This window comes from Streptomyces sp. NPDC052910, assembly GCF_055585605.1.
This window is the reverse complement of the sequence record NZ_JBVJJR010000002.1, coordinates 439,871-453,712: the sequence shown is the minus strand read 5'-3', so window position 1 is coordinate 453,712 and position 13,842 is coordinate 439,871. Positions and strand designations below refer to the sequence as shown.

Below are 13,842 nucleotides of genomic sequence, written 5' to 3'. Positions count from 1 at the left end.
CGCATCACCGCTCCGGATACCGCCGCGGCGTCCAGACGATCTCCGCGCCGCCGGCCCGGCCGTCACCGCCGCCGTCACCCTCGCCGCCGCCCGGACCGCGCCGCACCGCCCGTGTCTGTGTCGAGCCGACGATCAGGATCGTCCGCATGTCGACCTCCTCCGGGACGAGCGCTCCGAGCCGGACCACGCGGACGCTCTCCTCCGGTCCGCCCACGTCCCGGCCGAGCACCACCGGGGTGTCGGGGGAGCGGTGCTCGAGCAGCAGGTCGCGGGCCTTGCCGACCTGCCAGACGCGGCTGCGCGAGCCCGGGTTGTACAGGGCGAGCACCAAGTCGGCCGCGGCGGCGGCGCGCAGCCGCTCCGCGATGACCTCCCAGGGCTTGAGCCGGTCGGAGAGCGACACCACCGCGTAGTCGTGCCCGAGCGGCGCGCCCGCCTTGGCCGCCGCCGCGTGGGCGGCCGTCATACCGGGGATGATCCGTACCGGGATGTCCCGGTACGGGCCCTCCGAGGCGACTTCCAGGACGGCGCTGGCCATCGCGAAGACGCCCGGGTCGCCCGAGGAGACGACTGCCACCCGGCGGCCCTGCCGGGCCAGGTCCAGGGCGAACTCGGCACGTTCCGACTCCACCTTGTTGTCCGAGGCGTGCCGGCGCTGCCCGGGGCGGACGGGCACCCGGTCCACGTAGGTGGTGTAGCCGACGACGTCCTGGGCGGCGGCCAGTTCGCCGCGCGCCTCCGGCGTCAGCCACCGCGGCCCGGCCGGGCCGAGGCCCACGACCACGACCTCACCGACCTCACCGGCCTCGCCGACACCTGCGCCGTCCCCGCCGTCCCCGCCGTCCTCCTGGAACGCGGCGGGGTCCTCGGCGGGACCCGTGGCGGCGGCCACCCGGCTGGGCAGCACGGCCACCGAGAAGTACGGGACGGACTCCGGGTCCACCTCCGCCACCCGCCCGGTGCGCTCGCCGGGCATCGTGGCCCGCTCGACGTACCGCGCCTCCGCCAGCCGGCCGGAACGCTGCAGCGCCCCGCGCACGGCGGGGAAGGTGCGGCCGAGCTTCATCACCACGGCGGAGTCGGTGGCCGCGAGTCGCGCGGCGAGTTCCTCCTCGGGCAGTGTGCCCGGCAGGACGGTCAGCACCTCCTCGCCCTCGACGAGCGGCTCGCCCAGGCGGGCCGCGGCGGCGCTGACCGAGGTCACCCCGGGGACCACCTCGGTCGGGTAGCGGTGGGCCAGCCGCTTGTGCATGTGCATGTAGGAGCTGTAGAAGAGCGGGTCGCCCTCGGCGAGGACCGCCACCGAGCGCCCGGCGTCCAGGTGCGCGGCCAGCCGCGCCGCGGCCTCCTCGTAGAACTCCTCCATCGCGCCCCGGTAGCCGCCCGGGTGGTCCGTGGTCTCGGTGGTGACCGGGTAGACCAGCGGTTCCTCGATGTGGTCGGCGCGCAGGTGCCGTTCGGCGATGGAGCGCGCGATGCTGCGGCCGTGACGGGCGCTGTGGTACGCGACGACGTCGGCCGCGGCGATGCACTCCACCGCCCGCAGGGTCATCAGCGCCGGGTCGCCGGGACCCAGCCCCACGCCGTACAGCCGGCCGGTGACCGTGGACTGCTGCTCGCTCATTCTTCCTCGCTCGCCATCGCGTTGATCGCGGCGGCGGCCATGGCGCTGCCGCCGCGCCGCCCGCGCACCACCAGGTACTCCAGCCCCAGCGCGTTCTCCGCCAGGGCGTCCTTCGACTCGGCCGCGCCGATGAACCCGACGGGTATGCCGAGCACCGCCGCCGGACGCGGCGCGCCCTCGGCCACCATCTCCAGCAGCCGGAACAGCGCCGTCGGCGCGTTGCCGACGGCCACCACGGCCCCGTCCAGCCTGTCCCGCCACAGCTCGAGGGCGGCGGCGCTGCGCGTCGTGCCCATCCGGGCGGCGAGCTCCGGCACGGCCGGGTCGGCGAGGGTGCACAGCACCTCGTTGTCCGCCGGCAGTCGCTTGCGGGTGACGCCGCTGGCCACCATGTTGGCGTCGCAGAGGATCGGCGCGCCCGCGAGCAGCGCCTCGCGCGCCGCGGCCACGACGCCCGGGGAGTACGCGAGGTCGCGCACCAGGTCGGTCATCCCGCAGGCGTGGATCATGCGGACCGCCACCCGGGACACGTCCGGCGGCAGACCGCCGAGGTCCGCCTCGGCACGGATGGTGGCGAAGGACTGGCGGTAGATGGACGCGCCGTCCTTGTCGTAGTCGAACACAGTGCTGCCTCTGCCTCGCTCGCTGGGCTTGCTGGTCGCGCTCACGCGCTCGGGGACCGGCCGACCGGCCGGAGCCGGGGCGCGCCGGGCGGCACACGGGCCGGCCGGGGACGTCCCGGGCGGCGGCGCGGTGCGGTCGTCGCTGTCGTCAGGTCGATACATCTATACATGGGCCGGTGCCCGGGCCGTACCCCGGCGGTACGGTGCGTCCGGCCGCGGCGGTCCGCCGGGCCGTCAGGGTGCCCCGTCGCCGTCCGGCCCGGGGCGGCGGGCGGTGGCCACCGCGCCGGGGAGCTCCGGCGCGGCCACGGTGACGGCGTGGACGCCGTCCTCGTCCTCCGTCGTGCGGCCGCCCGCCCGTACGGTCACGCGGTAGCCGCCGTCCGTCGCCAGGACGTCGACCCACCGGCCCCCGGGATGTCCGCAGCGCCGCTCGCACCCGGACCAGTAGACCGGCAGGCCGCCGCTGTCGCCAGGGCGTGTTCCGGCGAGCGCGGCGGTCGCGTCGGCGCGCACGTCCGCGCGCGACTTGACGCAGCCCGGACGCCCGGCGCAGGCGCCCGCGCCGTGCCAGGGGGACGCGGCGGAGACCACCAGGCCGGCGTCCGCGAGCCCGGCGAGCCGGGCGGCGGCCCGGTCGCCGGCCAGGCCGGGGACGACGACGCCCCGCCAGGGCGTCACCCGCAGTTCGCCGGAGCCGGCCCCGGCGGCGTCGACCAGCAGCCGCCACTGAGCGGACGTCAGCCGGCCCAGGGGAGCGGCGACGGAGAGCGCGGTACGGCCGTCGGGACCCCGCACCGGGCCGAGGGCCGGAGCTCCGGCGCGTGCCGGGGGGACGGGCGCGGGCGCGGCGGTCAGCCCCGCGCCGTCGAGGCGGGCCGCCAGCGCGGTGACGTCCGGGCGCCCGCCGGCGGGGAGTTCCGTCACCCGCCACGCCGTGCCGCCGTGCGCGGCCAGGAAGTGACGGGCCGCGAGCACGGCCGCGCGGGGCGCGTCGGCGGCGGGGATCCGCAGGCCGGGGCCCTCGGCGGCGTAACAGAGCACGGCGGTCCGGCCGTCCGGCTCTGCGATCAATGTCACATCGGGCACGAGGGCCGCGATGTCGCCGCGGCCGTCGTCCAGGCCGAAGAGGAAGCGCCCCGAGAGGGCCGTGACCTCCTCGTCCGCGCAGAGCAGACGGTCCAGTTCGCGGGCCCACGCGCCGGCGTCCGCGTGCCCGGTGCCGTCCAGGCCGTGCAGGGGGGACGCGGCGATGTTCCGGACGCGCTCGTGGCGGTCGGAGGGGAGGAGGCCGGCGGCGCGGAGGCGGCCGCCGAGCTCGCCTCCGGAGCCGGCGGGCAGGGCGCGGAGCTGGATGTTGCCGCGGGAGGTGATGTCGAGGTTGCCGTCACCCATCTCCTCGGCCACTGCGGCGAGTTCCTCCGCCTGACGGGCCGTCAGGAGCCCTGCCGGGAGGCGTACGCGGGCCAGTGCGCCGTCGTCGGCGGCGTGCAGGCGGAGGGCGCCTGGGCACGCGTCGCCGCGGTCGCGGACGCGGTCGCGGACGCGGTCGCTGCCGGGGGGTGTGGGGGTGACGGGCATGGCGGCGAGCATACCGACGGGGTCGGGGGGTGGGTTTGCCCCGGTCCCACCCTTTCACCGTTTCCTGGGGCTGTGCCCAGACCCCGCTTTTCGCGGCTTCGCCGCTCGTCCTCAAGCGCCGGACGGGCTGAAGTGTGCGCTCGGCGCGCTATCCAGCCCGTCCGGCGATTGAGGACAACCGCGCGGAGCGCGGTTTCGGGGGTGCGGGGGCGCAGCCCCCGCAAGAAACGGGAAGGGGCGGGACAGGGGCAAACTCCCCCTCGGCCCTGACCGCGCAGGTCGCTACTATGGCTGATCGGCGGAGCCATCCGCCGACGCCAGCGACGGCGCCAGGGGAGGAAGCCGGTGGAACTCCGGCACGGTCCCGCCACTGTGAGCACGGCAGCAGCAAGCCGCCGCGCGAGTCAGGAACTCCTGCCGTCCTCCCAACCGCCCGGGGCGCGGACCCCGAGGAAGGCCGTGCCGTGATCCTTCTCCTGTCGACCTCCGACACCGACCTGCTCAGCGCCCGAGCGGCCGCCGCCCAGGGCAGCCCGGTCCCGTACCGGCTCGCCAACCCCGCCCGGCTGCCGCTGGACACCCTCCCGGAGCTGCTGGAAGGCGTCGACCTCGTCGTCGTCCGCCTCCTCGGCGGTGTGCGTGCCTGGCAGGAAGGGCTCGACCGGCTCCTCGCGACGGAGAAGCCCGTCGTCGTCCTCACCGGCGAACAGGCCCCCGACGCCCAGTTGATGGAGCACTCGACCGTGCCCATCGGCATCGCCGCCGAGGCGCACGCCTACCTCGCGCACGGCGGGCCCGCGAACCTGGAACAGCTCGCGCGCTTCCTCTCCGACACCGTGCTGCTCACCGGCCACGGCTTCGAGCCCCCGGCCGCCGCCCCCACCTGGGGCGAGCTGGAGCGCACCCCCAAGCCCGGAGCGAGCGGCCCGACGGTCGCCGTGCTCTACTACCGCGCCCACCACATGAGCGGCAACACCGCCTTCGTGGAGGCCCTCTGCGGTGCCATCGAGGACGCCGGGGGCCGTGCCCTGCCGCTGTTCGTCGCCTCGCTGCGCGCCCCCGAGCCCGAGCTCGTCGAGGCGCTGGGCGCGGCCGACGCCGTCGTCACCACCGTCCTCGCGGCCGGCGGCACCAAGCCCGCCGCCGCGTCCGCCGGCGGCGACGACGAGTCGTGGGACGCGGGCGCGCTGGCCGCCCTCGACGTGCCCGTCCTCCAGGCGCTCTGCCTCACCGGGCCGCGCAGCGCCTGGGAGGAGAACGACGAGGGGCTCTCGCCGCTGGACGCCGCCACCCAGGTCGCCGTTCCGGAGTTCGACGGCCGCATCATCACCGTCCCGTTCTCCTTCAAGGAGGTCGACGAGGACGGCCTGCCGGCCTACGTCGCCGACCCCGAGCGCGCCGCCCGCGTCGCCGGGATCGCCGTCAAGCACGCCCAACTGCGGCACGTCCCCGCCGCCGAGAAGCGGATCGCGCTCGTCCTCTCCGCGTACCCCACCAAGCACTCCCGCATCGGCAACGCCGTCGGCCTCGACACCCCCGCCAGCGCCGTCGCCCTGCTGCGCCGGCTCCGCGAGGAGGGCTACGACTTCAGCGACGAGCCCGTGCCCGGGCTGGAGTCCGGCGACGGCGACGAGCTGATCTATGCCCTCATCGAGGCCGGCGGCCACGACCAGGAGTGGCTCACCGAGGAGCAGCTCGCCCGCAACCCCGTCCGCATCCCGGCCGCCGACTACAAGCGCTGGTACGACCGGCTCCCGGCCGAACTGCGGGAAGCCGTCGAGGAGCACTGGGGGCCCGCCCCCGGTGAGATGTTCCTCGACCGCAGCCGCAACCCCGAGGGCGACATCGTCCTCGCCGCCCTCCGCCGCGGCAACCTGCTGATCCTCATCCAGCCCCCGCGCGGCTTCGGCGAGAACCCCATCGCCATCTACCACGACCCGGACCTGCCGCCGTCGCACCACTACCTCGCCGCCTACCGGTGGATCGCCGCCTCCCGCGAGGACGGCGGCTTCGGTGCCGACGCCATGGTCCACCTCGGCAAGCACGGCAACCTGGAGTGGCTGCCCGGCAAGAACGCCGGCCTCTCCGCCGCCTGTGGCCCCGACGCCGCTCTCGGCGACCTCCCGCTCGTCTACCCGTTCCTCGTCAACGACCCCGGTGAGGGCACCCAGGCCAAGCGTCGCGCCCACGCCACGCTCGTCGACCACCTCGTCCCGCCGATGGCCCGCGCCGAGTCGTACGGCGACATCACGCGCCTGGAGCAACTGCTCGACGAGTACGCGCAGATCTCCGCCATGGACCCGGCCAAGCTCCCGGCCATCCGCGCCCAGATCTGGACCCTCATCCAGGCCGCCAAGCTCGACCACGACCTCGGCCTGGAGGACCGGCCCGACGACGACGGCTTCGACGACTTCCTGCTGCACGTCGACGGCTGGCTGTGCGAGGTCAAGGACGCCCAGATCCGGGACGGCCTGCACGTCCTCGGCGGCGCCCCCACCGGGCCCGAGCGCGTCAACCTCGTCCTGTCCATCCTGCGCGCCCGGCAGATTTGGGGCGGCACCTCCGCCCTGCCCGGCCTCCGCGAGGCCCTCGGCCTGGACGAGTCCGCCGCCACCCGCACCACCGCCGACGAGGCCGAGGCACGCGCCCGCGCCCTGGTCGAGGCGATGGAGGAGGCGGACTGGAACCCCGAGGCCGTGGCCGGCGTCTGCGCCGGACTGCCCGACGGGCAGCGCGACGGCGTCGCCGCCGTCCTGGCCTTCGCGGCCGGCGAGGTCGTTCCCCGCCTCGCCGGCACCACCGACGAGCTCGACCACGCGGTGCACGCCCTCGCCGGCGGCTTCGTCCCGGCCGGCCCGTCCGGCTCGCCGCTCCGCGGCCTCGTCAACGTCCTCCCGACCGGCCGCAACTTCTACTCCGTCGACCCCAAGGCCGTCCCCAGCCGGCTCGCCTGGGAGACCGGCCAGGCCCTGGCCGACTCCCTCCTGGAGCGCTACCGCGCCGACAACGGCGAGTGGCCCACCTCCGTCGGCCTCTCCCTCTGGGGCACGAGCGCGATGCGCACCGCAGGCGACGACGTCGCGGAGGCGCTGGCGCTGCTGGGCGTCCGGCCGGTGTGGGACGAGGCGTCCAGGCGAGTAACGGGACTCGAACCCGCGACACTGGAGGAATTGGGCCGGCCACGTATCGACGTCACCTTGCGCATCAGCGGATTCTTCCGCGACGCCTTCCCGCATGTTATCGGTCTCCTCGACGACGCGGTACGGCTCGTCGCGTCCCTCGACGAGCCCGCCGAGCTCAACTTCGTCCGCGCCCACGCCCAGGCCGACCTCGCCGAGCACGGCGACGAACGCCGCGCCACCACCCGTATCTTCGGCTCCCGCCCCGGCACCTACGGCGCCGGCCTGCTCCAGCTCATCGACAGCCGCGACTGGCGCACCGACGCCGACCTCGCCGAGGTCTACACGGTGTGGGGCGGGTACGCCTACGGCCGCGGCCTGGAGGGCCGCCCGGCCCGCACGGAGATGGAGAGCGCCTACAAGCGGATCGCCGTCGCCGCGAAGAACACGGACACCCGCGAGCACGACATCGCGGACTCGGACGACTACTTCCAGTACCACGGCGGCATGGTGGCCACGGTGAAGGCGCTGCGGGGCAAGGCGCCGGAGGCGTACATCGGCGACTCCACCCGCCCGGAGACCATCCGCACCCGCACCCTCGTCGAGGAGACCTCGCGCGTCTTCCGCGCCCGCGTGGTCAACCCCCGCTGGATCGAGGCGATGCGGCGCCACGGCTACAAGGGCGCCTTCGAACTCGCCGCCACCGTCGACTACCTGTTCGGCTACGACGCCACCACCGGCGTCGTCCCCGACTGGATGTACGACAAGCTCACGCAGGCGTACGTCCTCGACCCCGAGAACCGCGCCTTCCTCCAGGAGGCCAACCCCTGGGCGCTGCACGGCATCGCCGAGCGGCTGCTGGAGGCCGAGAGCCGCGGCATGTGGGCCAAGCCCGACGCCGAGACGCTGGCCGCCCTGCGCCAGGTGTTCCTGGAGACGGAGGGCGAGCTGGAGGGCGGGGCGGAGGAGGAGTAGTCCCGGCCGTACGGGCCCCGGGGTGACCGCTCGTCCCGGGGCACGTCCGTCTTCCTCATCTCGCGCCGCTGTGACGCCCGTTACATTTAAAGTCCTGTCATGGACGGAAAGAGGGAGCGGCTCGACCCGGCGCTGGGCGTCACCTTCACCCGGCTGGCGGGCGAGTCGTTATGGAAGCGGCTGCTCGACGAGGGGCGGACGCGCCGGCACCGGGCCGGCGAGACCCTGCTGCGCCAGGGCGACACCGGCACACATGTACTCGCCCTGATCGAGGGCGTGGTCAAGGTGACCCGGGTCGAACGGGACGGCCGCATACGGGTGTTGGCCTTCCGGGGCGTCGGCGACGTGGTGGGCGAGGCCGCGGTGCTGGAGGAGAGCGAGCGGCGACTGGCGTCCGTGTCGGCCATAGGGGACGTCACGGTCGTCGTGGTGGAGGGCCGGCGGTTCCGGGGTTTCGTCGAGCGGCACGACCTGTCGCCGGTCCTCACCCGGCACGCCCTGACCCGGCTGCGGCAGTCCGACCGCGCCCGCGGCGGCTGCTGTTCGCGCGAGCGGGTCGCCCAGGCGCTGCTCGCCCTGGCCGAGGCGGCGTACGGCGGGCGGACCGGCGACGGGGCGCACCTGTCGGTCACCCGCACCGAACTCGCCCAGTACCTCGGGGTGTCCCGCAACACCGTCAGTACGGCCCTGTGCGAGATCGGCGACCGGGTGGTCGGCGCCGAGCGCGGCGGTGTCGTCGTGCACGACCTCGACGCCCTGCGGGCGGCGGCCGCGGTGACGGACGGGCCGTACGCGGACGCGTGACGCCCGTCACGTCTCCTGTGCACTCGTGGTGCACACCGAGCGACGCGACTCCAGAAGGATCCGAGGCGAGCCCGGCACCCCTCCGGGGGGAACGGGGTGCCGGGTGCCACCCCAGCGGATCGTTCCGCACACCTCACCACCGAGGAGTCGCCCATGTCCGTCACGGACACCCCCGCCACCGGCCCGGCCCCCTGGAGCGTCAGCCGCGACCTGCCGCCCTACCGGGGGATCCTCGCCGTGGACGCGAAGGACTTCACCGGCCGGCCCGCCGCCGAGCACGCGTCCCTCACCACCGTCATCCCCCAGCTCCTCGGGCAGGCGTTCGGCCGTGCCGGGCTCGAACAGCTCTGGCGGGAGCGGAAGTTCGCCGACAACACCGGCGACGGCTACGCCATGGGCTTCGAACCCACCGCCCTGCCCAGGGTCATCCACCCCTTCCTGCACGAGCTCCAGGAAGTCCTCACCGACTACAACATCCACGCCACCGCGACCGGCCGCGTCCGCCTCCGGGCCAGCCTCCACGTCGGACCGCTGCCCGACTCCGGCGGCCCCGGCGACGGCAACGGCACCCCGCGCAACGACACCCACCGGCTGCTGGACTCCCGGCCCGTCCGCGCCATCCTCGCGGCGTCCAGCGAGAGCATCACCCAGGTCGCCGCGATCCTCTCGCAGCGCGTCTTCGAGGACGCGGTCCTCTCCGGCTACACCCGCCGCCACCCGGACCAGTTCATCGAGGTGCCGGCCACCGTCGCCGGCAAGAACTTCCAGCAACTGGCCTGGCTGTACGTCCCGGCGCCGTCCGGCAACCTCTACGACCGCCGGATCCTCGGCGAGCGCCCGGAGAACACACCGGACCCCGAGCGGGACGCCCCGGCCGCCACCACCGCCCCCGTGCCCCGGGACCGGCCCGCGCCCGCGCCCGCCGCGTCCCGGCACACCACCACCATCAACAGCCAGGGCAACCGCGGCTTCCTCAACAACGGCGCGGTGGAAGGCGGCCAGCACGTCTCGTTCGGGGCCGACCCCCGGGACGACGCGCGGGGAGCGGGCCGGTGACGGACGCCCTCGCCGACGCCCTGCGGGACCTGCCCGCCCCACCCGGGACCGTCCCTCCCACGTCCGGCACCGCGACGCCCGGCACCGCGTCCGCCGACACCACACCGTCCGACACCGCGAGGCCCGGGACCGCGACGCCCGGCATCGCGCCGACCGACTGCGGCCCCGACCTCGGTGAGGTCGCCGCCGCCGAGTTCAGCCACCGCTTCCAGACCATCAACATCTGGGGCAACCGCGGCTTCCTCAACATCTCCGACCTGGTCCGCGGCGGCCAGCACTTCGACACCACCGGCGACGGAGAGTCCGCCGCCCAACGCGACGACGGCGTCGAGCCGCGCGAGGGCGACATCCCCGCCGAGCGGACCGCCCTCGCCCTGGAAGGGTTCGCGGAACCCGCCTGGTTCCCGGCCGCCCTCGCCCGGCTCCGCGACGACCGCCTCCTCTTCCTCACCGGCCAGGACGGCACCGGCCGTCGCACCGCCGCCCTCAACCTCCTCCACCGGCAGACCGCCGGCTTCGCCCTCCGGGCCCTCGACTCCGACACGGACCTCACCGTCTGGGCCCCCGGCGCCGCCTCCGCCCGTGGCTACCTCGCCGACGGAGTCCTCGAACCGCGCCTCACCGCGCTCGACACCATCGCCCTGGACGGACTGCGGGCCCACCTCGAACGGTCCGACGCCCGCCTGGTCGTCGTCGTTCCCGAGACCCCGGCCGTCGTGGCCCACCTCGCCGACACCCTGCACACCCCACCGGTCCGGGCCGTGCCACCGGAGCCGCGCGCCGTCCTCGACGCCCGGCTGGCCGCCGTCCTCGGCGGACCCGCCGACGTCGGACCCGCGCTGGCCGCCCTGCCGCCCGGACTGCTCGACGAGATCCTGGCGCCCGGCCTGCGCCCCGCCCAGGTCGTCGAGATCGCCGCCGAGATCGTCCGGGTCGTCCGCCGGGGCGCGGACCCGGAGAGCGTCCGGGAGCACCTGAGCTTCCACGCGGCCGACCGGGCGCCACGGTTGCTCGACGCGCTGCGCGACAGCCCGGAGGACCTCGCCCTGCTGCTGTCCGCCTGCGTCTTCGAGCACTTCGACCAGACGCTGGTGGAGGAGGAGGCCGAGCGCCTGCTGCGCGTGGCGGACGGCCGGCTCGGCGGCCCCGCCCCGGGCCCCGAGGCGGAGGAACCGCCCCCGTGCGTCTTCCGCCGGTCCCGCAGCGAACGGCTCGCGGCGATCGGCGCGTACGCGGCCCCCGCCGAGGTACGGACCACCTCCGCGTACAGCTACCTCACCCGGCCCGTGGTGTTCACCCGGCACCTCCAGGGCCGCGCGGTCCTGGAACACGTCTGGCGCGAACACCCGGAGGCGGGCGAGCTGCTGGTGGAGTGGCTCGGCACCACGCCGTCGGAGCACGGGCGCGGCGACCGCGCCGGGTTCGTGCTCGGCCGGTGCGCCCAGTGGAGCTCCGGCCGCCGGGCGCTCGGCCCCGTCGAGGACCTGGCCGCGTCCGCCCGCCCCGCCGACTGGCGGCTCGCCGCCCGGGCCCTCGGCGCCGCCTCCACCGACCCCGTGCTCGCCACCGTCGTCAAGGCCCGGCTGCGCAACTGGAGCCGGCAGGCGTCGGTCTCCCGGCGTTGCACGGTCGCCCTGGCCTGCGCCACCGAGTTCGGCCTCGCCCGGCCCGGGACCGCGCTCACCCTCCTGCGGGCCGTCTGCGACGGGCCCCGGGACGGAACGGGCGCCGTCGCGTCCGCCGTGCGACGGGCGCTGCTCTCCCTGTTCGCCGAACCGGCGGGCCGGGGCGCCCTGCTCGCCGGGTTGGTGCCGTGGACCCGCGCGGGCGGCCCCGCCCGGCAGGCCGCCTGCACCGCCACCGTCCACCTGCTGCGCACCGCCGCGGCGGCCCGCGAACCCGCCGAGTGGTGGACCCGCCACCTGCTCGGCGCCCGCACCGGCGACCGCCCCGGACAGGACCCGCCCGGCCTGGAACTGATCCGGTGCGCGCTCGCCGAACCCGAGACCTTCCCCGCCGTGCGCGCCGCGCTCCTGGACTGGCAGCGCCGCGCCGCCGACGACCCCCGCCGCGCCCCCTTCGTCGAACACCTCGCCGGCCGGCTGGGCGCCGCGCCGCGCGGCGGCGTGCTGCGGCTGCTCAGCGCGTTCGAGGCGGCCCGGCCGGCCCCCGGCGGCCGGCAGGCGGCCGAGGCCCTCGCCGCCTGGCGCACCACCCTTTAGGACCACGAGACACCAGCAGGAGAGAGACCGGCATGACCCTCACCCCGTACCCGGCCCCCGTGACGGACACCCCGCCGTGGCGCCGGGGGACCCGCAACCCCTTCGGCGAACTCCTCCGCTTCCGCCTCGCGCAGCCCGGGCAGCAGGCCCTGGTGCTGCTGGACGGCGAGGGCGGGACCGTCTGCGAGCCCGGCGGTCGCGGTTCGCTCGTCCGCGCCGCGTTCGGCGGCTACCGCGAGACGTACCTCGTCGACACCGCGCCCCGCAGCGGCACCTGGGCACTGCCGCCCGGCTCGACGCCCGCCACCCTCCAGGTCGCCTGGTGGGTCGCCGACCCCGCCCGGGCGGTGCTCGGCGGCGGCCCGCCCGAGGGCTGCTGGGCGGCCGTCGTCGCCCACCTCGACCGGTGGTTCCACACCCTGGCGGCTCGCGCCGAGACCACCGGTGAGCAGGCGTCGGCCCGGCACCTCCTCGAACTGCTCGTCCAGCCGCAACCGGTGGACGCCACCGGCCTCGCCTGTTGCCTCGCCGCCGCCCAGCCGCCGGCCGAACCGCCGCGCCCGGCCGACAAGGGCGCCCCGCCGCTGCTGTGGTCGCCGCAGCGGCGCGAGGAGTACGAGTTCTACCTCCAGGCCGTCCGCACCGGCCCCGACGCCCTGGCCGCGCTCTGGCTGCTGCACCGGCCCGAGGAGGTGCGGCAGGTGCTGGACTGGGTGACCGCGCACCCCGCGCCGCCGGACCGGCTCGGTACGGACGGACGGGACGTCACCCTCGCCCTGCTGGACGGCCTCTCCGCCGAGGAACGGGAGCAGCTCGCCAAGGCCGTCACCGAGCGGGTGCACGCCATGGCCGCGCCGGAGCCGCCGTCGTGGGCGCCCGGCGCGTGACCGTGTCGTCGGTGCCGGGCCGTAAGGTGTGTGCCTTCGACGAGACACGAAGAGAAAGCACGAGTGGCATCGAATGAAGCGTAAGCACGGCATCGCCATGACCGCCGTCGGCATGGCGGCGGTCCTGGGACTCTCTGCCTGCGGCAGTGAGAAGAGCGAGAAGAAGGGCGACGACAAGAAGTCCGTCCAGGACGCGGCGGCCGGCAACGGCGTGGAGAAGCTGCCCGGCAAGGAGATATCCGACAAGGCCAAGAAGGAACTCCAGACCGCTACCTCGCTCCGTTTCAAGATGTCGGGGGCCGAGGACGGGGAGCGGATGGACGTCGACCTCGCCCTGGACAAGCAGGGCAACTGCGCGGGCACGGTCAAGACGGCCAGCATGGGAACCATCGAGCTGATCAAGCTCGGCGACCGGGTGTGGATGAAGGCCGACGAGAAGCTGTGGCGGGCGAAGGCCAACCCGCAGGCGGCCGAGCTGTTCAAGGGCCGCTACGTCACCGGTCCCACCAGCGAGCCCAGCCTCGGCAGCATGACGAAGGGGTGCGAGCTGACGGCGCTGCAGGCCAAGGTCGGCAAGGATGACGACGGTTCCGAGACGATCACCAAGGGCGCGCTGACCACCGTGGACGGGCAGCAGGCCGTCCCGATCAGCGCCAAGGGCACCACCATCAGCGTCGCGACCACCGGTCGGCCCTACCCGCTGAGGATCGACGACAGCAAGGACAAGACCTCCGTCACCCTGACGGACTGGAACAAGCCGGTCCCGGCGAAGGCCCCGCCGGCCGACCAGAGCATCGACATCACCAAGCTGAAGAAGTCCCAGCAGCAGGGGCTGTGACCGCCGCCGGCTTAGCCCGCCCCCTGCGGGCCGGACCGCGAGACGGGACGAGGGCACCGGGACGCGCTCCCGGTGCCCTCCGCGTGCTCCCTGACGCCCCCGCGGTGCTCCCC

The 13,842-nt window shown here is 75.3% G+C and carries 9 protein-coding genes and 1 riboswitch; of the genes, 6 read left to right on the top strand and 3 right to left on the bottom strand.

All coding sequences use genetic code 11. The features are described 5' to 3' along the window. Positions 1 to 4: 4 nt before the first annotated feature. From ACZ6X9_RS07780 to ACZ6X9_RS07770, 3 genes are all read right to left on the bottom strand, one after another. Entirely contained in the window at positions 5 to 1,624 is a 1,620-nt protein-coding gene (locus ACZ6X9_RS07780) for a precorrin-2 C(20)-methyltransferase (RefSeq protein ID WP_469777043.1), read from the bottom strand. After that, positions 1,621 to 2,247 (bottom strand): precorrin-8X methylmutase, encoded by a 627-nt coding sequence (locus tag ACZ6X9_RS07775; RefSeq protein WP_469777644.1) that lies wholly within the window; start codon positions 2,245 to 2,247, stop codon positions 1,621 to 1,623. Before ACZ6X9_RS07775 ends, ACZ6X9_RS07780 begins: the two co-directional genes overlap by 4 nt. Before the next feature lie 234 nt (positions 2,248 to 2,481). Beyond that, a complete protein-coding gene (locus ACZ6X9_RS07770; RefSeq protein ID WP_469777042.1) occupies positions 2,482 to 3,828 on the bottom strand; it encodes a cobalamin biosynthesis protein CobG in 1,347 nt (448 codons plus the stop codon). Positions 3,829 to 4,163: 335 nt separating this feature from the next. After that, positions 4,164 to 4,242, top strand: a riboswitch (cobalamin riboswitch). A 50-nt stretch (positions 4,243 to 4,292) separates the two neighbouring features. Between ACZ6X9_RS07770 and cobN the strand changes: the two genes are divergently transcribed. The 6 genes from cobN (at position 4,293) to ACZ6X9_RS07740 (ending at position 13,729) form a co-directional block, all read left to right on the top strand. Next, a complete protein-coding gene (gene cobN / locus ACZ6X9_RS07765) occupies positions 4,293 to 7,922 on the top strand; it encodes a cobaltochelatase subunit CobN (protein ID WP_469777041.1) in 3,630 nt (1,209 codons plus the stop codon). A 99-nt stretch (positions 7,923 to 8,021) separates the two neighbouring features. Continuing rightward, positions 8,022 to 8,726, top strand: coding sequence for a Crp/Fnr family transcriptional regulator (locus tag ACZ6X9_RS07760; RefSeq protein ID WP_469777040.1), 705 nt, complete (start codon positions 8,022 to 8,024; stop codon positions 8,724 to 8,726). A gap of 153 nt (positions 8,727 to 8,879) precedes the next feature. Further along, positions 8,880 to 9,782, top strand: coding sequence for a hypothetical protein (locus tag ACZ6X9_RS07755; protein ID WP_469777039.1), 903 nt, complete (start codon positions 8,880 to 8,882; stop codon positions 9,780 to 9,782). Further along, positions 9,779 to 12,004: a hypothetical protein gene (locus ACZ6X9_RS07750; RefSeq protein WP_469777038.1), complete on the top strand. Its 2,226-nt coding sequence runs from the start codon at positions 9,779 to 9,781 to the stop codon at positions 12,002 to 12,004. The genes ACZ6X9_RS07755 and ACZ6X9_RS07750 overlap by 4 nt, the downstream gene beginning before the upstream one ends. Positions 12,005 to 12,036: 32 nt before the next feature. Further along, positions 12,037 to 12,891: a hypothetical protein gene (locus tag ACZ6X9_RS07745; RefSeq protein ID WP_469777037.1), complete on the top strand. Its 855-nt coding sequence runs from the start codon at positions 12,037 to 12,039 to the stop codon at positions 12,889 to 12,891. A 73-nt stretch (positions 12,892 to 12,964) separates the two neighbouring features. Then, a complete protein-coding gene (locus ACZ6X9_RS07740; protein WP_469777036.1) occupies positions 12,965 to 13,729 on the top strand; it encodes a hypothetical protein in 765 nt (254 codons plus the stop codon). Positions 13,730 to 13,842: the final 113 nt, after the last annotated feature.